The organism is Pseudomonas fragariae (ex Marin et al. 2024), from assembly GCF_059621105.1.
This window is the reverse complement of sequence record NZ_CM184369.1, coordinates 6,100,644-6,124,548: the sequence shown is the minus strand read 5'-3', so window position 1 is coordinate 6,124,548 and position 23,905 is coordinate 6,100,644. Positions and strand designations below refer to the sequence as shown.

Annotated in this window: 21 protein-coding genes; 15 read left to right on the top strand and 6 right to left on the bottom strand. The window is 60.3% G+C overall.

Annotated elements, in window-relative coordinates:
• Positions 1–43 precede the first annotated feature (43 nt).
• Positions 44–1,255, top strand: coding sequence for a YeeE/YedE family protein (locus AC54XV_RS26710; RefSeq protein ID WP_116893928.1), 1,212 nt, complete (start codon positions 44–46; stop codon positions 1,253–1,255).
• Between the two features lie 119 nt (positions 1,256–1,374).
• Positions 1,375–2,262 (top strand): bestrophin family protein, encoded by an 888-nt coding sequence (locus AC54XV_RS26705; RefSeq protein ID WP_003316074.1) that lies wholly within the window; start codon positions 1,375–1,377, stop codon positions 2,260–2,262.
• A 55-nt stretch (positions 2,263–2,317) separates the two neighbouring features.
• Here AC54XV_RS26705 and AC54XV_RS26700 read toward each other — a convergent pair whose 3' ends face one another.
• From AC54XV_RS26700 to aspA, 3 genes are all read right to left on the bottom strand, one after another.
• Positions 2,318–3,322, bottom strand: coding sequence for an asparaginase (locus AC54XV_RS26700; RefSeq protein WP_496717517.1), 1,005 nt, complete (start codon positions 3,320–3,322; stop codon positions 2,318–2,320).
• A 29-nt stretch (positions 3,323–3,351) separates the two neighbouring features.
• Entirely contained in the window at positions 3,352–4,803 is a 1,452-nt protein-coding gene (locus AC54XV_RS26695) for an alanine/glycine:cation symporter family protein (protein ID WP_032654703.1), read from the bottom strand.
• Positions 4,804–5,084: 281 nt separating this feature from the next.
• Positions 5,085–6,509 carry an aspartate ammonia-lyase gene (aspA, locus tag AC54XV_RS26690; RefSeq protein WP_011269395.1) on the bottom strand — a complete coding sequence of 475 codons (1,425 nt, stop codon included), beginning with the start codon at positions 6,507–6,509 and terminating at the stop codon, positions 5,085–5,087.
• 315 nt (positions 6,510–6,824) lie between these two features.
• Here aspA and AC54XV_RS26685 point away from each other — a divergent pair, with 315 nt between their 5' ends.
• A complete protein-coding gene (locus tag AC54XV_RS26685; RefSeq protein WP_003401277.1) occupies positions 6,825–7,724 on the top strand; it encodes a LysR substrate-binding domain-containing protein in 900 nt (299 codons plus the stop codon).
• A gap of 50 nt (positions 7,725–7,774) precedes the next feature.
• Here the strand turns inward: AC54XV_RS26685 and AC54XV_RS26680 are convergent, their stop codons facing one another.
• Positions 7,775–8,389, bottom strand: a complete 615-nt coding sequence (locus tag AC54XV_RS26680) for a zinc metalloprotease (RefSeq protein WP_003401274.1) — start codon at positions 8,387–8,389, stop codon at positions 7,775–7,777.
• 360 nt (positions 8,390–8,749) lie between these two features.
• Between AC54XV_RS26680 and purE the strand changes: the two genes are divergently transcribed.
• From purE to AC54XV_RS26660, 4 genes are all read left to right on the top strand, one after another.
• Positions 8,750–9,241: a 5-(carboxyamino)imidazole ribonucleotide mutase gene (purE, locus tag AC54XV_RS26675; RefSeq protein ID WP_003340324.1), complete on the top strand. Its 492-nt coding sequence runs from the start codon at positions 8,750–8,752 to the stop codon at positions 9,239–9,241.
• A gap of 9 nt (positions 9,242–9,250) precedes the next feature.
• Positions 9,251–10,333, top strand: a complete 1,083-nt coding sequence (locus AC54XV_RS26670; RefSeq protein WP_003401272.1) for a 5-(carboxyamino)imidazole ribonucleotide synthase — start codon at positions 9,251–9,253, stop codon at positions 10,331–10,333.
• A gap of 337 nt (positions 10,334–10,670) precedes the next feature.
• Positions 10,671–10,916, top strand: a complete 246-nt coding sequence (locus AC54XV_RS26665) for a GlsB/YeaQ/YmgE family stress response membrane protein (protein ID WP_003401269.1) — start codon at positions 10,671–10,673, stop codon at positions 10,914–10,916.
• Between the two features lie 83 nt (positions 10,917–10,999).
• The gene (locus AC54XV_RS26660) at positions 11,000–11,542 is read left to right on the top strand and encodes a DUF3299 domain-containing protein (protein ID WP_003401267.1); all 543 of its coding nucleotides are present in this window, start codon (positions 11,000–11,002) and stop codon (positions 11,540–11,542) included.
• A gap of 24 nt (positions 11,543–11,566) precedes the next feature.
• Here the strand turns inward: AC54XV_RS26660 and AC54XV_RS26655 are convergent, their stop codons facing one another.
• Together AC54XV_RS26655 and AC54XV_RS26650 are read right to left on the bottom strand one after the other, a co-directional pair.
• Positions 11,567–12,478, bottom strand: coding sequence for a D-hexose-6-phosphate mutarotase (locus AC54XV_RS26655; RefSeq protein WP_003401266.1), 912 nt, complete (start codon positions 12,476–12,478; stop codon positions 11,567–11,569).
• 91 nt (positions 12,479–12,569) lie between these two features.
• A complete protein-coding gene (locus AC54XV_RS26650; RefSeq protein ID WP_003316086.1) occupies positions 12,570–12,971 on the bottom strand; it encodes an acyl-CoA thioesterase in 402 nt (133 codons plus the stop codon).
• Positions 12,972–13,401: 430 nt separating this feature from the next.
• On the opposite strand from AC54XV_RS26650, the gene AC54XV_RS26645 reads away from it, so the two are divergent.
• The 8 genes from AC54XV_RS26645 (at position 13,402) to AC54XV_RS26610 (ending at position 23,885) form a co-directional block, all read left to right on the top strand.
• Positions 13,402–14,691 carry an MFS transporter gene (locus tag AC54XV_RS26645; protein WP_496717513.1) on the top strand — a complete coding sequence of 430 codons (1,290 nt, stop codon included), beginning with the start codon at positions 13,402–13,404 and terminating at the stop codon, positions 14,689–14,691.
• Positions 14,692–14,857: 166 nt separating this feature from the next.
• Positions 14,858–15,856: a phosphate ABC transporter substrate-binding protein PstS gene (locus AC54XV_RS26640; RefSeq protein ID WP_024639001.1), complete on the top strand. Its 999-nt coding sequence runs from the start codon at positions 14,858–14,860 to the stop codon at positions 15,854–15,856.
• A gap of 143 nt (positions 15,857–15,999) precedes the next feature.
• Positions 16,000–18,285: an ABC transporter permease subunit gene (locus AC54XV_RS26635; protein WP_024661017.1), complete on the top strand. Its 2,286-nt coding sequence runs from the start codon at positions 16,000–16,002 to the stop codon at positions 18,283–18,285.
• A gap of 69 nt (positions 18,286–18,354) precedes the next feature.
• Positions 18,355–19,971: a phosphate ABC transporter permease PstA gene (gene pstA / locus AC54XV_RS26630; RefSeq protein ID WP_172452223.1), complete on the top strand. Its 1,617-nt coding sequence runs from the start codon at positions 18,355–18,357 to the stop codon at positions 19,969–19,971.
• A gap of 66 nt (positions 19,972–20,037) precedes the next feature.
• Positions 20,038–20,871: a phosphate ABC transporter ATP-binding protein PstB gene (gene pstB / locus AC54XV_RS26625; protein ID WP_003401255.1), complete on the top strand. Its 834-nt coding sequence runs from the start codon at positions 20,038–20,040 to the stop codon at positions 20,869–20,871.
• Between the two features lie 70 nt (positions 20,872–20,941).
• Positions 20,942–21,703 (top strand): phosphate signaling complex protein PhoU, encoded by a 762-nt coding sequence (gene phoU / locus AC54XV_RS26620; RefSeq protein WP_003401254.1) that lies wholly within the window; start codon positions 20,942–20,944, stop codon positions 21,701–21,703.
• Positions 21,704–21,907: 204 nt separating this feature from the next.
• Positions 21,908–22,792 (top strand): response regulator, encoded by an 885-nt coding sequence (locus AC54XV_RS26615; protein ID WP_003401252.1) that lies wholly within the window; start codon positions 21,908–21,910, stop codon positions 22,790–22,792.
• 190 nt (positions 22,793–22,982) lie between these two features.
• A complete protein-coding gene (locus tag AC54XV_RS26610) occupies positions 22,983–23,885 on the top strand; it encodes a peptidoglycan DD-metalloendopeptidase family protein (protein WP_058399170.1) in 903 nt (300 codons plus the stop codon).
• Positions 23,886–23,905: the final 20 nt, after the last annotated feature.

Genomic DNA, 23,905 nt, shown 5'->3' with positions numbered 1-23,905 from the left:
GGCGTATAATCTGCGCTTACTGTTACCTGTCCTTGAGATACCCATGAACAACTCTCTTACTGCAACACCCGGACGCAAGTTCGGCGCGCCGCTGGCTGCGCTGTTCCTGCTGCTGATGGGTGCCCAGTTCCTTCTGCTCAGTGTCGGCACCCGCCAGGTGATGCTGTGGATCGTCGGCGCGGCGTTGGGCGTAACGCTGTATCACGCGGCATTCGGTTTCACCTCGGCGTGGCGGGTGTTCATCCGCGAGCGGCGGGGTGCTGGCCTGCGCGCGCAAATGGTCATGCTGGCGGTCGCTGTGGTGCTGTTTTTCCCGGCACTCGGTGCGGGCACGCTGTTCGGCCAGCCAGTCACCGGCCTGGTTGCGCCTGCCGGGGTTTCGGTCGTCGTCGGCGCGTTCATTTTCGGCATCGGCATGCAGCTGGGCGGTGGCTGTGCGTCCGGCACACTGTTCACTGCCGGCGGTGGCAATGCGCGGATGCTGGTGACACTGCTGTTTTTCATCCTCGGCTCACTGATTGCCACCCATCACGTCGACTGGTGGTTTGCCCTGCCTTCGTTCCCGGCGGTGTCGGTGGTCAAGACCTTCGGCGTGCTGCCTGCGCTGCTGGTCAATCTGGCGCTGTTCGGCTTGATCGCGCTGGTGACCGTCAAGCTCGAAAAGCGCCGTCACGGCCAGCTTGAAGTGCCGCCAGCCACGGACCGTCGTGGCCTGAGTCGCGTGCTGCGCGGGCCGTGGATTCTGGTCTGGGGCGCTGTCGCGCTGGCACTGCTCAATTACGCAACGCTGGCGTTGGCCGGTCGCCCGTGGGGCATCACCTCGGCGTTCGCGCTATGGGGTGCGAAAGCGGCCAGTGGTCTGGGCGTGGACGTCGGCAGTTGGGTGTTCTGGCAGAGCGCTGCGAACGCCAAGGCGCTGGCGGCTCCGGTGTGGGAAGACATCACCAGTGTGATGGACATCGGCATCATGCTCGGTGCCTTGCTGGCGGCAGGCCTGGCGGGTCGTTTTGCGCCCAGCCTCGACATCCCCACGCGCTCTCTGGTGGCGGCGGTCATCGGCGGCCTGTTGCTCGGCTACGGCTCGCGCCTGGCCTACGGCTGCAACATCGGTGCGTACTTCAGCGGCATTGCCTCCGGCAGCCTGCACGGCTGGCTGTGGCTGGTGGCGGCCTACGCCGGTAACGTGATCGGTGTCCGCCTGCGGCCGGTTTTCTTCACCGGCGAGCGTCCGCAGGTGGCCCTGAGCGGCTGCTGAAAACGTCCGAAACCCCGAGATAAGCGGGCCGCTTGCGAACCAACTGCCGGTTTCGTATTCAAAGGCCATGCGGTAACTGTGCGTATGCGGTTCGCTTATTTTTCGATGGGGTGGTTCTTTTGCAGCAAACGATCATTTCGAAAATCCGTTTTCTCGGCAAGACCATCGGCTATGTAGGATGGTCGCTTTTCTGGCTGTTGATCTGGGACGTGATTGTCACGGTCGACTTCATGCTCTACCTGGAACGCAAGATCACCTTGCCGTCCATGCCGTTGACCCTGCTGGGCTCGGCGCTGGTGGTGCTGACCAGCTTTCGCAATTCAAGTGCCTATAACCGCTGGTGGGAAGCCAGGACGCTGTGGGGTGCGCTGGTCAACAGTTCACGCAGCTTCGCTCGGCAAGTGCTGACGCTGGTCGAGGATGACGACGGGATCAACCCGGTCAAGGCCACGCTGTTGCGTCGTCACGTCGCCTATGTGAAGTGCCTGTCTGCGCACCTGAAGGGCGCCAAGTGTGGTGACGAGGTGCAGATGCTGATCCCTCGCGAGGAATTCGAACGCCGTCACGACACCAACAATTTTCCTAACGACCTGCTCAATACGTCGGCGGCGCTGTTGGCCAAGGAGTATCAGGCCGGGCGGCTCGACAGCATTCGTCTGGCGCGTCTGGAGTCGACCATGGTGGATATCTCCAATTGTCAGGGCGGCATGGAGCGTATTGCCAATACACCGTTGCCTTATCCGTACGTGGCCTTTCCGCGCCTGTTCATCACGCTGTTCTGTCTGATCGTACCGATTGGCCTGGTGGAGACCCTTGGCTGGTTCACGCCTCTGGCGTCGACAGTGGTGGGTTTCATGCTGTTGGCGATCGAGAAGATCGGTACCGACCTGCAGAGCCCGTTCCGTGCCAGTGAACATGAGATTCAGATGACGGCGTTGTGCGAAAACATCGAGCGCAATCTGGATTCGATGCTCAGGGGCGCGCAGGAAGAATGCAAGGCTTCATGAAGGGGTGAGGCGTCGCGCGAGTGCGTGACGCCTCGGGTAAAGCAGAGGCAGCCGCTTAACGCAGCTCGCCGCACAGGTCCAGTTCGACCAGGCGGCGGACCTCTTCGGTCGTCAGGCCGGCGCCCAGCAGCGCATGCAGTTTGCCGAGCGCTGCCTCACGGGTCATGCCACCACCGGAGAGCACGCCTGCACCGCGCAGACGGCTGCCCGCTTCGTAGACATCGAGCTCGACACCGCCCTCATGGCACTGGGTAATCGCGACCACACAGACACCCAGCGCTCGCGCGTTTTCCAGACTGGCCAGAAATTGCGGATCGTCACTGGGGCCGGTGCCGCTGCCGAAGCATTCGAGCACCAGACCGCGGATACCGCTGTTGATCAGACCGTCCAGCTGGGCAGCACCGACACCGGGAAACAGCGGCAATACCGCCACTTCTGCCAGTGTCTTGGGCTGGCGATAGTTCAGTGCGTCAGGGAGCGAAATCACCGCATGGCCACCCCGCGAGCGTTGCAGCGGTGCGAACGGTTGACGACCGAAGCTGCGAATTTTCGCGCAGCGTACGGGTGTCATCAGTTGCCCGTGGAAATACAGCTGAACGCCTGACACCAGACCCGAACCCAGCGCCAGCAGAGCGCCGTTGACGTTTTCCCAGGCATCGCTGTCCTGCACGCCGGCAGGCAGCATCGAACCGGTGAACAGCACCGGCGCGCTGAACCCCAACAACTGGAAGCACATCGCCGCTGCGCTGTACGCCAGGGTGTCGGTGCCATGCAGGACCAGCACCGCATCGCAGCCGTCGACCTCAACCGCCTCGATCACCGCCGCGCGCAGGCGCAGCCAGTAGGAAGGCGTCATGTTGGCGCTGTCGATCAGCGGCGCCATCTCGCGAAAGCGCCACTGCGGCACCACCAGTTCCGGGTGCTCGGCCAGTTGCCCGGCCATTCGCGCTTCGAAACCGGAGGCCGGTGCCAGGCCGTTGGCGCTGGCCTGCATGCCGATGGTGCCGCCGGTGTAAAGAACCATCACGCGTTGGGCGGGTTGTTGTGCGTCATCAGGCATGGCTCTTCTCCGGCGCAGTGTCGCGGTGGTTATCGTGCTTCGGGCGCAGGCTTGGCTGCCGCTTCGGCATCCTGCGTCGACTGACGGGTCGGATTGGCTGGCCATGCGTTGCGGTCCAGGTCCAGATCAGGGAACTGACTGGAATCGAACACCGGCGTCTTGACCCCGGCCCGACGTTGCGCATCGTAGTCATTCAAAATGCGCTTGACGACTTTGAACAGCATGGCGAGGGCGATCAGGTTGACGAACGCCAGCATGGTCATGGTGATGTCGGCGAATGCCAGTACATCTTTCAGGTCGACGACGGCACCCCACATGATCAATACCAGTACCGCGATGCGGTAGATGATGATGGTCTGCATCTTCTCGCCAAACAGGAACCGCAGGCTGTTTTCGCCCAGGTAGTAGTTGTAGAGAATCGAGGTGAAGACGAACAGTGCCAGCGCTACGCTGATAAACACCCGGCCCCAGTCTCCGACCACGGCTGCCAGCGAGTTCTGTGCCAGAACGATGCCGTTGCCGTCGTAGCCGATGTCGTAGATACCGGACAGAAGAATCAGCAAGGCGGTGCAGGTGCAGATCACGAAGGTGTCGAGGAACACGCTGAACGCCTGAACCACGCCCTGTGCCACCGGGTGCTCGACCTGTGCCACGGCAGCCACGTTGGGCGCACTGCCCAGACCGGCTTCGTTGGCGAAGACGCCACGTTTGACGCCCATCACGATCGCGCTGCCGATCAGGCCGCCGAAGACCGGATCAAGGCCGAAGGCGCTTCTGACGATCGTCATAAGCATGCCGGGAACGTGGTCGATCTGCAGGACGATGACGTAGATGGTGACCGCGATGTAGATCAGGGTCTTGACCGGAACCAGCAGGTCGGAAATCGCCGCGATACGCTTGATGCCGCCAACGAACGCCAGGCCCAGCAGTACGACCAGGCAGATGCCGGTGGTTCGGGTGTCGACGTTGAACGCGCTTTTCAGTGAGTCGGTCACAGCGTGCGATTGCAGGCCGTTGAAAGCAAAACCGAAGGTCACCAGCAGCAGTACGGCCATGACCATGCCCAGCCAGCGCTTGCCCAGACCGTGCTGGATGTAGAACGCCGGACCGCCACGGAACTGGCCTTCGGAATCCTTGCGCTTGTAGAGCTGAGCGAGTGAACACTCGATGAAGCTGCTGGCCATGCCGACCAGTGCGGTCACCCACATCCAGAACACGGCACCCGGCCCGCCGAGCGTCACGGCAATGCCGACGCCTGCGATGTTACCGGCACCGACGCGGCCCGCCAGGCTGAGCATCAGGGCCTGAAACGAACTCAATTGTCCCGCGCTGCTGCGCAGACTGTCGCGAAAAACCGAGAACATGTGGAAAAAGTGTCGAAACTGAACGAAACGCGAGCGGATCGTGAAGTAACTACCCAGGCCTACGATAAGGACGATCAGTACCTTACCGGAGAGAAAGTCGTTAATCATTTCCAGCATTTTTGTTATTCCTCGCTACTTTTGAGGGGGCGCACTATACCGGTGCAAAGTTTTTACGTCTGTAGTCGCTTTCTTGGACGGCTGATTCTTCATTCGCGACGATGAATGAATACTTCCACGGATGGCTCCGCAAAAGTAGGGTGCCGAAGGCTCTGGGTCCAGTGTCGGAGCCCTTTGCTGCAGGCAAAAAAAAGGGTCTGGAGAATCACTCCCAGACCCTCAAAAAATTGAGGGGTGTCTAGGCCCTCAATCTGGTGAGCAGGTTGCGCAGGTCATTCCTGTCAGGCCTTCAAGGGGGCCAGGCGAGGAGCGATCATGTTTTCCGGGCGCAGGATGTCGTCGAGCATGGCGTCGTCGAGCAGACCTTCCTCACGCACCAGTTCCAGCACGCCGCGGCCGGTTTCCAGCGCGATGCGGGCGATACGGGTGGAGTTCTCGTAACCGATGTAAGGGTTCAGGGCGGTGACCAGACCGATCGAATGCTCGACCAGCTCGCGGCAGCGCTGTTCGTTGGCCGTGATGCCGACGATGCAGTGCTCGCGGAGCATGTCCATGGCGCGCTGCAGCAGGCGGATCGAGTCGAAGATCTTGTAGGCGATCAGCGGCTCCATAACGTTGAGCTGCAATTGTCCGCCTTCGGCAGCCATGGTCAGCGACAGGTCGTTGCCGATGATTTCGAAAGCCACCTGATTGACCGCTTCCGGGATCACCGGGTTGACCTTGCCGGGCATGATCGAGCTGCCTGGCTGGCGTGCCGGCAGGTTGATTTCGTTGATGCCGGTGCGCGGGCCGCTGGACAGCAGGCGCAGGTCGTTGCAGATTTTCGACAGCTTGACTGCAGTACGCTTGAGCATGCCCGAGAACAGCACGAAGGCGCCCATGTCGGAGGTCGCTTCGATCAGGTCGGCGGCAGGCACCAGAGGCTGGCCGCTGATGAGCGCCAGACGATCGACCGCCAGCTTCTGATAGCCGGGGTCGGCGTTGATGCCGGTACCGATTGCGGTTCCGCCCAGGTTCACTTCGGTCAACAGCTCGGGGGCCAGGCTGCGCAGGCGGTTGAGGTCTTCGGTCAGGGTGGTGGCGAAGGCGCGGAATTCCTGACCCAGAGTCATCGGAACAGCGTCCTGCAACTGGGTGCGGCCCATCTTCAGCACGTGGTTGAATTCTTCGCCCTTGGCGGCGAACGCCTGAATCAGGCTGGACAGGCTGGCGAGCAGGGCGTCGTGACCCAGCAGCAGACCCAGACGGATCGCAGTGGGGTAGGCGTCGTTGGTCGACTGCGCCATGTTGACATCGTTGTTGGGGTGCAGGTGTTTGTAGTCGCCTTTCTCGAAACCCATGGTTTCCAGAGCGATGTTGGCGATGACTTCGTTGGCATTCATGTTGGTGGACGTGCCAGCGCCGCCCTGGATCATGTCGACCACGAACTGATCATGGAAGTCGCCGCGGATCAGGCGCGCGCAGGCCTCGCTGATGGCCGCATGCTTGGCAGCATTGAGGTGTCCGAGCTGATGGTTTGCATCCGCCGCCGCCTGCTTGACCATGGCCAGCGCCACTACCAGTTTCGGGTAGTGCGAAAGTGGCACGCCGGAGAGGTGAAAGTTGTTCACCGCTCGCAGGGTCTGGATGCCGTAATAAGCGTTGGCAGGTACTTCGAGAACACCAAGCAGGTCTTTTTCGATGCGCGATGATGCAGGCGAGGACATGATAAAAAAAGTCTCAAAAAGGCACGGACAATGCCGGAACGCCACGAATAGTGGGCTTGCCGCCCTCGATTGACCAATGCTGTTAAACGCTGGCCTATGCAAGAACGGCATAATCAGGGTGTGACCTGGATTCCGTTCAGTGCGTAAAGGGGGCAAAATGTCGCACCTGTGCGCTCGTTTGGTCGCTCCTGCTGCGCCGTCCGGGCATGTATCCGCGCCGCGTCGCCGGGCGTCCCACTGTGACGCTGCAAATCGGTGCCACTGGGCATGCGCAATTGCCTATCGAAGCCGTCATCCATTGTCCGGGAGGACCTGATGAATCTGGAAAGCAAATGGCTGGAGGATTTCAGCGCCCTGGCCGCCACTCGCAGCTTTTCTCAGGCCGCCGAGCGTCGCTTCGTGACCCAGCCGGCATTCAGCCGGCGGATTCGCAGTCTGGAGTCGGCGCTGGGGCTGACGCTGGTCAATCGCTCGCGTACCCCCATCGAGCTGACCGCCGCCGGACAATTATTTCTGGTCACGGCCCGCACCGTGGTCGAGCAACTGGGCGAGGTCGTACGCCATCTGCATCACTTGGAAGGCGGGCAGGGCGAGGTGATGCAGGTGGCTGCGGCACACTCCCTGGCGCTGGGGTTCTTTCCGCGCTGGATCGCCCAGTTGCGCAACGAGGGGCTGAACATTGCGACCCGTCTGGTGGCGACCAACGTCGGTGATGCGGTGCATGCGTTACGTGAAGGTGGCTGTGACCTGATGCTGGCGTTCTACGATCCCGATGCCGCGCTGCAGATGGACGCGGAAATCTTCCCCTCGCTGCATCTGGGGCATACCGAGATGTTGCCGGTCTGTGCCGCCGATGCCGAGGGGCGACCGTTATTCGATATGGAAGGTGAGGGCAGTGTGCCGCTGCTTGCCTACAGCACCGGGGCCTTTCTCGGACGCTCGGTGAACCTGTTGCTGCGTCAGCGCAATCTGCGCTTCACCACGGTCTACGAAACGGCGATGGCTGACAGCCTGAAAAGCATGGCGCTTGAAGGTCTGGGCATCGCCTGGGTGCCGCAACTGAGTGTGCGCGCCGAACTGGCGCGCGGTGAGCTGGTGGTGTGTGGCGGACCGCAATGGCATGTGCCGCTGGAGATCCGCCTGTACCGTTGCGCATTGGTGCGCAAGGCCAATGTGCGTCTGCTTTGGCGCAAGCTTGAGAGTGCGGCTTCGTAGGACGAGGCAAGCGTGGCCTGGCGTGTGAGGCATAACGTCAGGCCGATTGCTCAGCGAACAGACAGGTTGTCGACGTATTTGCGGATCAGTTCCTTGTTGGCGTCGCTGAAGTAATAGCAGGGGATAATCGATGTAGTGGAGTTTTCCCACATTGTCGTCTGGCATGGAAAACCGGTTGCAGCCTCATGTTCAGCACCAAACAGGTGACCGACCTCATGTGGCAGCGTGTTGTAATCTTTAAGGGACGCCATTGCGACGTTATGGCTCGTTGCCGTGACGCCGTGTACTGTCCCGTTGATTTTATTGGAAGTGATCAGCACATATTTATGCCGCTCCGAAGGGCGCGGCAGGTTCTTTGCGTTTGCATATTCGATGCTCTCCCTGGACAACCGGTAGAGCACAGTGTCCAGCTTCTCCCCGCGATAGGCGAAGTTTGTCAGGCCCGGTTCGTTTTCGATGAACGTGACCGTTGTCCTGCGCCCGGTGATTTCCTCCAGCTGAGCGAGCAGGGGATTCAAGTAGCTGTCCGCCAGTTCAGCGCGTTCATGTTTTGTAAGTTGATCGTGCATGATCAGGAACAGTCCCAGATTGGGACCGCCGGCGCTGGCAAACGGCAGGTAAAAAAAGACGGCCAGTGACAGCCAGATTTTCAGTGTGTTCTTCATGGGTACGTTCTCATCCTTGAGCGTCAGGTTAAATAGCGACTTCAAATGTCGACGAGGCAGTTAAACAAATACTGTTTGTGTCTGACAGTCGCACTCTGCGCCTGACACGGTAGGGCATGGGCTGTCATGACGTAAGATGCACAGGCTCCCTTGGGGACTGCAGGCACTGTCTGCGTCGACGTCTTGCAGGGCTGCTGACACAAGGTGATTGCAGGTGCTTTAAACGCCCCACTTTGCGGTATACTGCGCGGCCTTTGGCCGGTTAAATCGGTCATTATTCGTACAACAAGCCACGCCGGTTCCCCCGCGTGGCTTGTTGTTTTCAGACGCGCCTGCGGGCGCCCGATGAGAGGCACGACGATGAGCGCACTGGTTGGCGTGATCATGGGCTCCAAGTCCGATTGGTCCACCCTTAGCCACACCGCCGATATGCTGGAAAAGCTCGGCATCCCTTTTGAAGTCAAGGTGGTGTCAGCTCACCGCACACCGGATCTGCTGTTTCAGTACGCCGACGAAGCGGAAGGCCGTGGCATTGAAGTGATCATCGCCGGTGCCGGCGGTGCCGCTCACTTGCCGGGCATGTGCGCTGCCAAGACCCACCTGCCTGTGCTGGGCGTTCCGGTGCAGTCTTCGATGCTTTCGGGGGTCGATTCGCTGTTGTCGATCGTGCAGATGCCGGCCGGTATCCCGGTCGCGACCCTGGCCATCGGCAAGGCGGGTGCAATCAACGCAGCGCTGCTTTCAGCCAGCATCCTTGGCGCAAAGCACCCGCAATTCCACGCAGCGCTGAAGAAATTTCGCACTGAACAGACAGACAGCGTCCTGGATAATCCAGACCCACGCCACGCCTGAGGTTTTTCCATGAAGATCGGTGTAATCGGTGGCGGCCAGCTGGGCCGCATGTTGGCATTGGCAGGTACGCCGCTGGGCATGAACTTCGCCTTTCTCGATCCCGCGCCGGACGCCTGTGCTGCGGCACTTGGCGAGCATCTGCGTGCCGATTACGGCGATCTGGATCATCTTCGTCAGTTGGCGGATGAAGTCGATCTGGTGACTTTCGAGTTTGAAAGCGTTCCCGCCGAGACCGTGGCGTTTCTGTCACAGTTCGTACCGGTCTATCCGAGCGCCGAGGCGTTGCGCATTGCGCGTGATCGCTGGTTCGAAAAGAGCATGTTCAAGGACCTGGACATCCCGACGCCGGCATTCGCCGATATCCAGTCGCAGGCCGACCTGGATGCCGCGGTAGCCAGCATCGGTCTGCCTGCCGTGCTCAAGACCCGCACCCTGGGTTATGACGGCAAGGGCCAGAAGGTCCTGCGTTCGGCGGCCGATGTGGTCGACACATTCGCCGAGCTGGGCAGCGTGCCCTGCCTGCTGGAGGGTTTCGTGCCGTTCAGCGGTGAAGTGTCGTTGATTGCCGTGCGTGCGCGTGATGGCGAGACCCGGTTCTACCCGCTGGTGCACAACACGCATGACAGCGGCATCCTGCGTCTGTCCATCGCCAGCACCGATCATCCTTTGCAGTCACTGGCCGAGGACTACGCCGGCCGCGTTCTGAAGCAGCTGGATTACGTGGGTGTGCTGGCATTCGAATTCTTTGAAGTCGACGGTGGCCTGAAAGCCAACGAGATCGCGCCGCGCGTGCACAACTCCGGTCACTGGACCACCGAAGGCGCCGAGTGCAGCCAGTTCGAAAACCACCTGCGTGCGGTTGCCGGTCTGCCGCTGGGCTCTACGGCCAAGGTCGGTGAAAGCGCCATGCTCAACTTCATCGGTGAAGTGCCCGCAGTGGACAAGGTCATCGCGGTCGAAGACTGCCACCTGCATCACTACGGCAAGGCCTTCAAGGCTGGCCGCAAGGTAGGACACGCCACGGTCCGCAGCGTAGACCGCGCAACGCTGGATCGTCAGGTGAAGTTGGTAGAGTCGCTGATCAAGGGCTGATCCGGCCCAAGGCTAGCGTGCCGATGCTCCGCGTTGGCATGCAGTTTCAGGACACTCCGCGTCCTTTTGCGACGCGGAGCGTCGAGAACTGCATTCCCACGCAGAGCGTGCGGAACGAGCGTTTTGAACTGTCGTACCTATGCTTCTGCGTTGCAGCGCCGTTCGAGACGCCTGGCCTCAGCTCAGGTCGGTTCAGCCCCGTCATTCATGAAGAATTCTCCACCTCGACTCAAACTCGCCATCGCGCCGGAACCATTCCCTGTCGCTGTTCTCAGATAGCAGTAGGTCGGGGCTGCTATTAGCCCGGGCATATTCACTTAATACAGAGGGAAATGGCATGGGTATCATTGGAACCATCTTTATCGGCCTGATCGTTGGTCTGTTGGCTCGCTTTCTGAAGCCGGGCGACGACAGCATGGGCTGGATCATGACCATCGTGCTGGGTATCGCCGGTTCGCTTGCAGCCACTTACGGTGGTCAGGCGCTGGGTATCTATCAGGCAGGCGAGGGTGCAGGTTTCCTCGGCGCGCTGGTAGGTGCAATCATCCTGCTGGTTATCTACGGCATGATCAGAAAGAAATAACGCTTATGCGTCAGCCCTCTGTTTTACAGTGCGCAGAGGGCTAGAATGCTCGGCAACTTTCCACCCCTTTGCCGAGCTTTATCATGCGTCGCTTCCTGTTGATGACTCTTCTGCTGTTATCCGCGCTCTCCGGTCCCGCACTCGCCCAGTTGCCGGAAACCGACTGGCTTGAGCTGATGCCCAAGTCCGATCAAAAAGCCCTCGAAGCCATGCCCGAGATTGACCACAATTCTCCGGAAGCCATGGGCACGTTCGACAGCAAGGGTGGGCTAAAGCAGAGCAAGGGTCTGCCAGCAGTCATGTATTCGACCAAAACCGTCCCGGCAATGAATGGCAAGACGATTCGTCTCGGCGGCTACCCTGTGCCTCTCGAAACCGATGCCAAGGGCCGCAGTACGCTGTTCTTCATCGTGCCTTACCCAGGCGCCTGCATCCACGTTCCGCCACCGCCGCCCAACCAGCTGGTGCTGGTGCGTTACCCCAAGGGTCTGAAACTGGATGATATCTACACACCACTGTGGGTAGAAGGCACCCTGAAAATCGAGAAGGTCAGTAACGACCTTGCCGATGCGGCGTATGCGATGGATGCATCAAAGGTCCGTGTGGTGGTTGAGTCGGACCTCTGATGGGCTTGATCAATTACTGATCGATCAGAGCGCCTCGCTCCAGATACTCACACCCAGCACATGCATCTGGTCCGGTGCCAGCGTGACCACGTCGTCCAGCACGTTGGCGGTTTCGACGCAGACCATGCGCTGCCAGCCGTCTGCTGCCATGTCGGTGAACTTGCCGGTCTTTTCGATCCACGGGTTCCACAGGATGGCTGAGTTCGAGCCCGTGCTGCGGATGTGGATGCGTCGCTGCCACTCGGGGTCAACGATGCTGAGCACGCCCGGCGTGTCCTTGTAGATGCGGTCGGTTTCGCCTGTGAAGGTCAGGTCGCCGCTCTGCTCGCGTTCTTCCCAGTTTGCCAGGGTTTCGATGTAGCGCAGGCCGTCGAGCCCTTCGACGCTGACCTGACGTACGTCGCTGACGGCGAAATAGGTGTGCAGCGCCTGGCTGATCACTACTGGCTCAGTGCCGCAGTTGTAGCTGACCAGACTGACATTCAGTGCGTGGTCCAGACGAATGCTTAGTTTCAGGGCGACGTTGTGCGGCCAGCCAGGCAAGTGGCCTTCGGCTTCGGGAAGCACGAACTCCACCAGCAGTGCGTCGCCATCTGCGCCAATACCCAGCAACTGCCAGTCCAGCGCCCGCACTTCGCCATGCGCCTTGGCAGGCTCGCTGCTGTCGCGCATGGCCTGCACGCTTTGCGGGTTGCGCTCCAGGTTACCGAACCACGGCCAGCAGATCGGCATGCCGGCACGAATGGGTTTGCCGCGTTTGAAAACCGCCTCTTCGTTCAGCCACACCAGCGGCGGCTGCCCGGCCACTTGATAGCTGAGGATGTGTGCGCCTTGTTGCGCAACCAGCAGCTCTGCTTCGCCGTGGCAAATACGCCAGCAGTTCAGCTCATCGTAAAGGATGGATTCAACGGTGGGTTCAACCGGGGATGTTGGCATGCAAAGTTCTCACTCAATGACCGTGACGAAAATAGACCGCTTCACGCTCGGTGAGTTTACCCGTGCAGCCAATCCATGACCGAACGACAATTTACCGTCGCGCAGGAACCGAGCGCGTCCGGCCGCTGGCATCTATGGCCACGAACACGAACGCAGCCTCGGTGACCTTGCGCCATTCGCTGGTGAGCGGGTCGTCGCTCCACACTTCGACCATCATCTTGATCGAGGTGCGTCCGACTTCGAGGGTGCGGGTATAGAAGGAAAGCTGTTCGCCGACTGCGACCGGGACCAGAAACGCCATGCGATCGATGGCGACGGTCGCCACACGGCCACCCGCCACTTTACTGGCCATCGCTGTGCCTGCCAGGTCCATCTGAGACACCAGCCAGCCGCCAAAGATGTCGCCAAAGCCATTGGTTTCGCGGGGAAGGGCGGTGATTTGCAGTGCAAGGTCGCCTTGCGGGGTTGGGTCTTCTTGTTCGAGCTCGATCATGCCTAGGGTGCCTCTGACCCATGACTCTCATTATTGTATGTCGCGGTTAACAGGTGCCATTCAAAACCATGAGCATGAACATTATGTGTTCAGCGCCGGTGTGGCCCAAAGGGAAACTCTGCGAAACCCGCTGATTCAGACGTTTTCGCACAGCTTCCCAAGGCTGTTGACGACTTGCGAGTATATCGGGCGTTGCGTCATAGAACGACCGTGGGTCTTCATTTTGTGTCAGTGGCAGTTCTGCCATGTGTTTTTTGTAGCAATTTGCTATCTTGCTGGACCTCTACAGGTGACAAGACTGCCTGTACACGCAATTTTGGTGCCTATCTGCACCGTTGCTCCCGACAATCGCTTCTGCACGGCACCCCGCAGCAGCCAGCGTTGCTGTCGCTCGCCCCTTTTCAAAGAACACGTAAAGAGAAGCCTTGTCATGTCATCTGTTCCTCCAAGTTCCACGCAGCCTGCGCGGCCTCTGACTCGCAGCGATTACAAAACCCTGTCGCTGTCGGCTCTGGGTGGTGCGCTGGAGTTCTACGACTTCATCATTTTCGTGTTTTTCGCGGCGGTGGTCGGCAAACTGTTTTTCCCGGTGGACATGCCCGACTGGCTGCGCATGATGCAGACGTTCGGCATTTTCGCCGCCGGTTATCTGGCGAGGCCTCTGGGCGGCATTATCATGGCGCACTTCGGCGATCTGCTGGGGCGCAAGAAAATGTTCACGCTGAGCATTTTCATGATGGCGGTGCCGACCCTGATCATGGGTCTGCTGCCGACCTACGCACAGATCGGCATGTGGGCGCCGATTCTGCTGCTGTTGATGCGCGTCATTCAAGGGGCCGCCATTGGCGGTGAAGTGCCGGGCGCCTGGGTGTTCGTGTCCGAGCATGTGCCTGCACGTCGTGTCGGCTATGCCTGCGGCACCCTGACCGCCGGCCTGACAGCGGGCATCCTGCTGGGCTCGCTGGTCGCCACGGCGATCAACAGCATCTACACCCCGGTCGAGGTATCGGATTACGCATGGCGTATCCCTTTCCTGCTGGGTGGCGTGTTCGGCCTGATGTCGGTCTATCTGCGCCGCCTGCTGCATGAAACGCCGGTCTTCGCCGAGCTGCAACTGCGCAAGGCACTGGCCGAGGAAGTGCCGCTCAAGGCGGTGCTGCGCGATCATCGTGGCGCCGTTGCGCTGTCGATGCTGATGACCTGGTTGTTGTCTGCCGGGATCATAGTGGTGATCCTGATGACGCCGACCATCCTGCAGACCATTTATGGCTTTCCGGCTGCTACGGCGCTGAAAGCCAACAGCCTGGCCATTGTCTTCCTGAGCGTGGGCTGCATCGCGGCAGGTGCTCTGACGGATCGCTTCGGCGCAGGCTGGGTGTTTCTGCTGGGCAGCGCAGGTCTGCTGATCAGTTCCTGGACGTTCTATCACATCCTCGGCAGCCATCCGGAAGTGCTGTTCCCGCTGTATGCGGTGACTGGCCTGTTCGTCGGTACGATCGGCGCAGTTCCCTACGTCATGGTCAAGGCGTTCCCGCCTGTGGTGCGCTTCTCGGGGCTGTCGTTCTCCTACAACCTGGCGTACGCGATCTTCGGTGGTCTGACGCCGATGGTCGTGACCTTCATGCTCAAGAGCAGTCCGATGGGGCCGGCGTGGTACGTCGCGATCCTCTGCGGCCTGGGCATGGCCATCGGTGCGTTCTTGCTGAGCCGAAAGCGTTGATCATCGCCCACTGTTGAATCGCTCTGGCACCGCTACAGCCAAAGGCTATCTACCTGCACAGGTCGATAGCCTTTTCATCTTATTGTCATAATCAATTCATAGAGTAGTCACAAGACTGGCCAAAAAAGGCTCGTCGACACCGACACACCCTGCCAGGAGCGCAAGGATGACACTCAAGCGTTTGATGACTGCACTGACCCTGGTTGCTGCCGGAGTGACGGCAGCCAATACGCTGGCTGCGGTCGACCCTGCCATCAAGGCCTATACCAAGACCTCCGGTGTGTCGGGCAATCTCTCCAGTGTCGGCTCCGATACCCTGGCAAATCTGATGACATTGTGGGCCGAGGCCTACAAGAAAGAATACCCGAGCGTGAACATCCAGATCCAGGCGGCCGGCTCCTCCACGGCGCCACCCGCGCTGACCGAGGGCACGGCCAATCTGGGCCCGATGAGCCGCAAGATGAAAGACGGCGAGTTGTCGGCGTTCGAGCAGAAGCATGGCTACAAGCCGACCGCGATTCCGGTCGCGGTGGACGCCCTGGCGGTTTTCGTGCACAAGGACAACCCGATCAAGGGCCTGACCCTGCAGCAAGTGGACGCGATCTTTTCCGCGACCCGCCTGTGCGGTGCCAGGGCAGATGCGAAAACCTGGGGTGATGTCGGTGTGACCGGCGATCTGGCAGGCAAACCGATCCAGTTGTTCGGTCGTAACTCGGTGTCGGGCACTTACGGTTACTTCAAGGAAGAAGCCCTGTGCAAAGGCGACTTCAAGGCCAACGTCAACGAGCAGCCCGGCTCTGCTTCGGTAGTCAGCGCGATCAGCAATTCGCGTAACGGCATCGGTTACTCGGGGATCGGTTACAAGACATCCAACGTCAGGGCTGTTGCGCTGGCGAAGAAGGAAGGGGGCGAGTTTGTCGAAGACAGCGAAGCCAATACCCTGAACGGCAGTTATCCACTGTCGCGCTTTCTTTATGTGTATGTGAACAAGGCGCCGAATCAGCCCTTGGCGCCGCTGGAAGCCGAGTTCGTGAAACTGGTGCTGTCGAGACAGGGCCAGGAAGTGGTGATGAAGGACGGTTACATCCCGCTGCCTGCGCGTGTCGTGGAAAAGACGCTGGCCGATCTTGGCCTGCAGGGCGCGAGCGGCGTGGCGTTAAAGTAATCGCGTACGCGTTGGGGCGAGGCTCGATGGACTGGCCTGCACACAAAATTGAACAGTCCGCCGCCGGTTGCGCAGGCAGCGGGCTTTCTTGCGTCACCTTTCTGTAATGTTTCTGTCATACAAGGCGTCTACGGTGTGTGCGCATGAATGAGCTGTTCAAATCGACGATGGACCAGAATTCGCCTCCGGCGCGTATTGATTTCAATACGCCCGCGATGGTGCGAAAGCGTCGTGTCCGTGCGTTGAAGGATCGTCTCACTCATTGGTACGTCGCCATTGGTGGCCTTGCCGTGCTGGCGGCCATCACGCTGATCTTCTTCTACCTTGCCTATGTCGTTGCGCCGCTTTTCAAAGGCGCCAGCCTGACCGCCGAGCCTGCGCTGAATGCCGCCTGGCTGCAGGACGCTGGTGCGCCGCTGATGATCACCATCGAAGAGCAGAACCAGATCGGCATGCGCATTTCCGACAAGGGCGAAGTGGTCTTTTTCAACCTCGAGGACGGCGCAGAGCTGCAGCGCATTGCCTTGCCGCTTCCCGCGGGCGTGTCCGTCGCGTCCATCGGCAAGGACCAGCCCGGCGCGCCATTGATAGCCCTGGGCTTGTCCAACGGTCAGGTGCTGGTGTTCAGGCACTCGTACCTGACGACCTACCCGAACGATCAGAAAACCATCACCCCGAGCGTGGCCTGGCCCTACGGCGAAGCGCCCCTGGTACTGGATGAGGCCGGGCGTGCGGTCGAGCATGTCACCGTCAGCTCCGATGGCGACAGCCTGAAGCTGGCAGGGGCGACCGGCACTCAGTTGCATGTCGTCTCGCTCGAACAGAAAGAAAACATGATGACCGGCGAGATGACCCGCGAGCAGACGCGCATCGAATTGCCGCAGATGTCTGCTGTAGTCAAGGCGATCTACATCGACCCGCGCCAGCAATGGTTGTATGTCATCAACGGGCGCGCGCAGGCGGATGTGTTCAGCCTGCGCGATCGCAGCCTCAATGGCCGCTATAAATTGCTGGAAGACGGCAACGCCGAGATCACGGCGAGCGCTCAACTGGTCGGCGGCATTTCGCTGATCATCGGCAACTCCAAGGGCAGCCTGTCCCAGTGGTTCATGGCCCGTGGCACCGACGGTGAGCAGCGCCTGATGCGCATCCGCGATTTCGGCCTGGGCAGCGCACCTATCGCGCAGATCAAGGCCGAGCAGCGCCGCAAGGGCTTCATCGCTCTGGATACTTCCGGCAAGCTGGGCGTATTCCACAGCACTGCGCACCGCACCCTGTTGATCGACCAGGTTGCCGAGGGGCCCGGCATTCTGGCGTTGTCGCCGCGCGCCAACCGGATTCTGATCGAGAGCGCTGGCAAGCTGCTGCCGCTGACGCTGGACAACCCACACCCGGAAGTCTCCTGGAGTTCGCTGTGGGGCAAGGTCTGGTACGAGAATTACGATGAGCCCAAGTACATCTGGCAGTCCACGGCCTCCAACTCCGACTTCGAGCCCAAGCTGAGCCTGGCACCGTTGACCTACGGCACGCTGAAAGCGGCGTTCTACGCCATGTTGCTGGCCGCGCCGCTGGCCGTGGCTGCGGCGATCTATACCGCCTACTTCATGGCCCCGGGCATGCGCCGCAAGGTCAAGCCGGTGATCGAATTGATGGAAGCGATGCCGACGGTGATTCTCGGCTTTTTTGCCGGATTGTTTCTGGCCCCGTATCTGGAAGGGCATCTGCCCGGCATTTTCAGTGTGCTGCTGCTCACGCCGATCGGCATTTTGCTGGCGGGCTTTTTCTGGACCCGCGTGCCTGATTCGCTTCGCCTGCGTATTCCCGATGGCTGGGAAAGCGCGATCCTGATTCCTGTCGTGCTGTTGGTGGGCTGGTTCTCGTTGAGCATGAGCCCGCACCTGGAGAGCTGGTTCTTCGCCGGGGACATGAGCACCTGGATTCGCGACCACCTGGGTATCACCTACGATCAGCGCAATGCGCTGGTGGTCGGTATCGCCATGGGGTTCGCAGTGATCCCCAACATTTATTCGATTGCCGAAGATGCGGTGTTCAGCGTGCCGCGCAGCCTGACGCTGGGTTCGCTGGCACTGGGCGCAACGCCATGGCAGACCCTGACGCGGGTGGTGATCCTGACCGCCAGCCCCGGCATCTTTTCCGCCTTGATGATCGGCATGGGCCGGGCCGTGGGGGAAACCATGATTGTGCTGATGGCGACCGGCAATACGCCGATCATGGACATGAACCTGTTTGAAGGCATGCGTACGCTGGCGGCGAATGTCGCGGTGGAGATGCCGGAGTCGGAAGTGGGCGGCAGCCATTATCGGGTGCTGTTTCTGGCGGCGTTGGTGCTGTTGATGTTCACCTTCGTGATGAACACCCTCGCAGAGCTGATTCGTCAGCGTCTGCGCAAGCAATACTCGTCGCTGTAAGGAAGGTAAGCATTGGTGAAGCGGAACTCCCTCAGGAACTGGTTCAAAAGTGGCGCCCCCGGCGTCTGGATGAGTGCGGGTGCCGTATCCATCGCTGTGATCATGACCATCGGCCTGTTGGCGGTGATCGCCGTGCGCGGCCTTGGGCATTTCTGGCCCGCCGATCTGGTGAGCGCGCAGTACGCGGTACCCAATCAGGAATCGAGTGTTCTGGTCGGTGAACGGGTCGAGCAGGAGCAGGTGCCTCGTGCGCGCCTGAAAAGCGCGGGCCTGCCGGTGCCTGATCAGGGGCCGGAGTTCATGACCCGTGAGCTGTTCAAGGTCGGCAATCGGGATATCAACCCCAGTGACTTCAACTGGGTGGTAGGCGAATGGCTGACCGGGCAGAGCCGGCCTGCAGACCTGATGACGCTGGAGCGGCGCGAGTGGGGCAATTTCTACGGCTATCTGGTCAACGTCAAGGAGGGCGGACGCATCGTGGCCGAAGGCGAGGCGGCCTGGCCGGTCCTGCAAGAGCGCATCAAACGCGTCGAAAAGCTGGCTGACGAACTCTATACCCTGGAAAAGAAAGACATTGGTGCCATCAATCACAGCATCGAGCGCCTGCGTCTGCAGGCCCGCAAGCTGGAGCTCGATGGCCGGCTGGATGCCGCCGCGCAAGCGGACATGGCCGCCGAGCGTGCCGAGCTGGATGCGCGTTACAAGGTGATCGAGGCGCGTCTTGACGGGCTGCACCAGGCCTTTGATCGCGACAGCCTGACCGCGCGTGATGGCAGCGGCAAAGAGATCGAACTCAGCCTGGGCAAGGTGGTGCGTGCCTATCAGCCCAATGCGATGGGCACGGTGACCAAGCTGAGCTTCTACTTCGAGAAACTGTGGGAATTTCTCAGCGCCGATCCACGCGAAGCCAACACCGAAGGCGGTATCTTCCCGGCGATCTTCGGCACGGTGATGATGACCCTGATCATGGCCGTGATCGTCACGCCGTTCGGTGTGCTGGCGGCGGTCTATCTGCGTGAGTACGCGCGTCAGGGGCCGGTGACCCGGTTGATTCGCATCGCGGTGAACAACCTCGCCGGTGTGCCTGCGATTGTCTACGGCGTGTTCGGCCTGGGCTTTTTCGTCTATGTACTTGGCGGTTCGGTGGATCGGCTGTTCTTTCCTGAAGCGCTGCCGGCTCCGACGTTCGGCACGCCTGGCCTGTTATGGGCCTCGCTGACCCTGGCACTGCTCGCCGTGCCGGTGGTGATTGTGGCAACCGAAGAAGGGCTGGCGCGCATTCCGCTGACCTTGCGTGAAGGTTCGCTGGCACTGGGTGCAACCAAGGCCGAGACGCTGTGGAAGATTGTGTTGCCGATGGCTAGCCCGGCAATGATGACCGGGCTGATTCTCGCGGTGGCGCGTGCCGCCGGGGAAGTTGCGCCCTTGATGCTGGTGGGCGTCGTCAAGCTGGCGCCGTCACTGCCGCTGGACGGCAACTATCCTTATCTGCACCTCGATCAGAAGATCATGCACCTGGGTTTCCACATTTACGATGTCGGCTTCCAGAGCCCCAACGTCGAGGCAGCCCGCCCGCTGGTCTATGCCACCGCACTGCTGCTGGTACTGGTCATCGCCTTGCTCAATCTGTCGGCGGTGAGCATCCGTAACCATTTGCGGGAAAAGTACAAGGCGCTCGACAATTGATTCCGAATTCGCCCTTTGGCAAACGCGGCCGTTCGATGACGCGAACCGTTCGCACAGGAGCAATCCATGCAGCATGAAAGCCCGACGAGTGGCATGAACATGTCGGCCCTGAGGCGGCACAAGCAACGCCTGGATCTGGCCGACGAGAGCGTGGCCATCGAAGTGCCAGGCCTGAATCTGTTCTATGGCGACAAGCAGGCGCTGTTCGACATTGCCCTGAATATCCCGAAGCAGAAGGTGACCTCGTTCATCGGCCCGTCCGGGTGCGGCAAGTCGACGTTGTTGCGCTGCTTCAACCGCATGAACGACCTGGTCGATGGTTGCCGGGTCGAGGGCGCGATCAACCTGTACGGGCACAACATCTACACCAAGGGCGAGGAAGTCGCCGAGTTGCGTCGACGCGTCGGCATGGTGTTTCAGAAGCCCAATCCGTTCCCCAAGACGATTTATGAAAACGTGGTCTACGGGCTGCGCATTCAGGGGATCAACAAGAAGCGCGTGCTCGATGAAGCTGTCGAGTGGGCGCTGAAAGCCGCTGCGCTCTGGGATGAAGTCAAGGATCGACTGCATGAGTCGGCATTGGGTTTGTCCGGGGGGCAGCAGCAGCGTCTGGTCATTGCCCGAACGATCGCCGTGGAGCCGGAAGTCCTGCTGCTCGACGAACCCTGTTCGGCACTTGATCCGATTTCGACTCTCAAGGTCGAAGAACTGATCTACGAACTGAAATCGAAATACACCATTGTGATCGTTACCCACAACATGCAGCAGGCGGCTCGGGTGTCGGATTACACCGCGTTTATGTACATGGGCAAGCTTGTCGAGTTCGGTGATACGGATACCTTGTTCACCAACCCGGCAAAAAAACAGACAGAAGACTACATCACCGGTCGTTACGGGTAGTACGTGCTTCGTCAGCCCTGAACCACCGCTGCGTTTTCGCAATTAACCGGACGTTCCAAGGACACCCAGCATGATCCACAAAGACAGCCATACGCATCACATTTCCCAACAGTTCAACGCTGAACTCGAAGATGTTCGCAGCCATTTGCTCGAAATGGGTGGCCTGGTCGAGAAGCAGGTGAACGATTCGGTCACGGCGTTGATCGAGGCCGACTCCGGTCTTGCCCAGCGTGTTCGCGAGGTCGACGACCGGATCAATCAGATGGAACGCAGCATCGACGAAGAGTGCCTGCGCATTCTGGCTCGTCGCCAGCCTGCGGCGTCCGACCTGCGCCTGATCATCAGCATTTCCAAGTCGGTGATCGACCTGGAGCGCATTGGTGATGAAGCCACCAAGATCGCACGCCGTGCCATCAAGCTTTGCGAAGAGGGCGAGGCGCCGCGTGGTTACGTCGAGGTGCGTCACATCGGCGATCAGGTGCGCAACATGGTGCGCGATGCGCTGGACTCGTTCGCCCGCTTCGACGCCGAGCTGGCCCTGTCGGTGGCGCAGTACGACAAGACCATCGACCGCGAGTACAAGACGGCTCTGCGCGAGCTGGCGACCTACATGATGGAAGATCCACGCTCGATCTCCCGGGTACTGGACATCATCTGGGTGCTGCGCTCTCTGGAGCGAATTGGCGACCATGCACGCAACATTTCCGAACTGGTGATCTACCTGGTGCGCGGGACCGACGTGCGGCACATGGGTCTCAAGCGCATGAAGGAAGAAGTGCAGGGTATATCGAGCGAAACCGCTAATGTTCCGGGCGACGCTGACGATAAGTAAGATTGCCTGCGAGAAAAACGCCCAGCACGCGCTGGGCGTTTTTCGTTGTGCAGATCAGTATTTCCCGTCGCCAGCGGATTAAATGCCGCGGCGCAGTCAATCAATATGGCAGTTGGCTATCAGTCAACGCTATGCTTGCCGAAACAAAGGGCGTGTTGGCATACCGCAGTTCGCCTCCAGGTGAACACGCCCGCAGGAGCGTCGATGAGTAAGGTCAGTGTATTGGTGGTGGATGACGCGACTTTCATTCGCGACTTGGTCAAGAAAGGGCTGCGCAATTATTTTCCCGGGATTCATACCGAGGACGCGGTCAATGGTCGCAAGGCTCAGACGTTGCTGGGCAAAGAGGCGTTCGATCTGATCCTGTGCGACTGGGAAATGCCAGAAATGTCCGGCCTTGAGCTGTTGACATGGTGCCGCCAGCAAGACAATTACCTGAGAACCGTTCCGTTCATCATGGTGACCAGCCGTGGTGACAAGGAAAACGTCGTGCAGGCCATTCAGGCTGGAGTGACCGATTTTGTCGGCAAGCCGTTCACCAATGAACAGTTGCTGACCAAGGTCAAGAAAGCGCTGGCAAAAGTCGGCAAGCTTGACGCTGTCATGTCCACAGCCCCGGCACGCATGAACTCGCCGCTCAATGACTCGCTGAGTGCATTGACCGGTGGCAAGGCCGAAGTGGTTCGTAGCGCGCCTGCTGCTGCCGCAGCTCCCAAGCCAGCACCTGCACCCGCCAGATCGGCAGAGCCGACCGGTCGCGGACAGGGCCAGTTGCGTCTGCCCAACGGCATTCAGTCGTGCGTGATCAAGGCCCTCACCCTGAAAGACGCCACGCTGGTGATTCGCGTCAGCGAAAACCTGCCGCAGGTACTCGACAGCGCGGTGCTGGACCTTGAGCAGGGCGAGAGCAACGAAGTCGCGCGCCTGAATGGCTACCTGCACTCGGTTGCCGCGTTCGAGCAGAAGCCCGACAGCGAATGGCTGCAGGTGTCTTTCCGTTTCGTCGACCAGGATGCGCAGAAGCTCGACTATCTGTCGCGTCTGATTGCACGCGGTACGGCGCAGAAGCACTTTATCCCGGGTGCCTGACATCCACCTCTGAGCTGAACGGCGTGCCCACGCTGCGTCAGCTTTGCGCGGTGTTACACAACACCGCGTACCGGCGCTCTGGCGTGCCTTCCTTGACGCTTCATTCATGTCCGATTGATACCCTTGCGTCCTCTTCTGCCTGCAAGGCTGCTAGGCTTGGCACCCAGTGCCCTTGAACCCGACCATCCCGATGCTTGAACGCCTGCTTATCCTGTTTGCCCTGACGTTGACTGTGCAGTCGGCCGGGGCGGTCACGATTTATAAATTCACCGATGCCAATGGCGTGGTGTCCTTCTCGGACCGGCCGACGCCCGGCGCATCGGTCATGGTGTTTCGGGACCGCATGGTCGAGCGTATCGACGGCCAGGTGCACTTGAGTGTCAGACGTGAAAAGGGCGTACACAGTCTGTACGTGCGCAATGATCTGTATGCCCCGGTCGAGGTCGAACTCAAGCTTTCCAGTGTGACCAACGTGCTGGGGGTCTCTGGCTCGTCGGCAACGCTGCGCCGCACGATCGCTGCGCGCAGCAACCAGCGCGTGGTGGTCTTGAGCCCCAAGGTGGGCAGCAAGCCGATGAACTACGCCTCGATGCTGACTTCAACTCTGGGAGACCCCAAAGGCTCGGTGCAGGCCTACAAATACCCGCTGCCGTGGATTGGCGGCCCGTTCCGCCTGACTCAGGGCCCGAATGGCAGGTACAGCCATTACGGCGTCAAGGGGCGCTATGCAATGGACATCGCCATGCCGGAGGGAACGCCGATCATTGCCGCGCGCGGCGGCACGGTGGTGAAGATCGAAAACAGCCAGTCAGGGCGGGGCTCGAATGCGTCAGGCAACTTTGTGCGCATCTTGCACGACGACGGCACCATGGGCGTCTACCTGCACCTGATGCGCGGCTCGGTGAGTGTCAGGGAAGGTCAGCGGGTGAGTGTCGGAACAGCGCTGGCGCGGTCGGGCAACACCGGCAACAGCACCGGTCCGCACCTGCACTTCGTCGTGCAGCGCAACTCGGGCAATGAACTGATCTCGATCCCCTATGAATTCGCCACACCGGTGCAGAGCCTACCCAACTTCGCCGTCGGCGGGAATTGAGGGGGAGCCATTCATAGCTC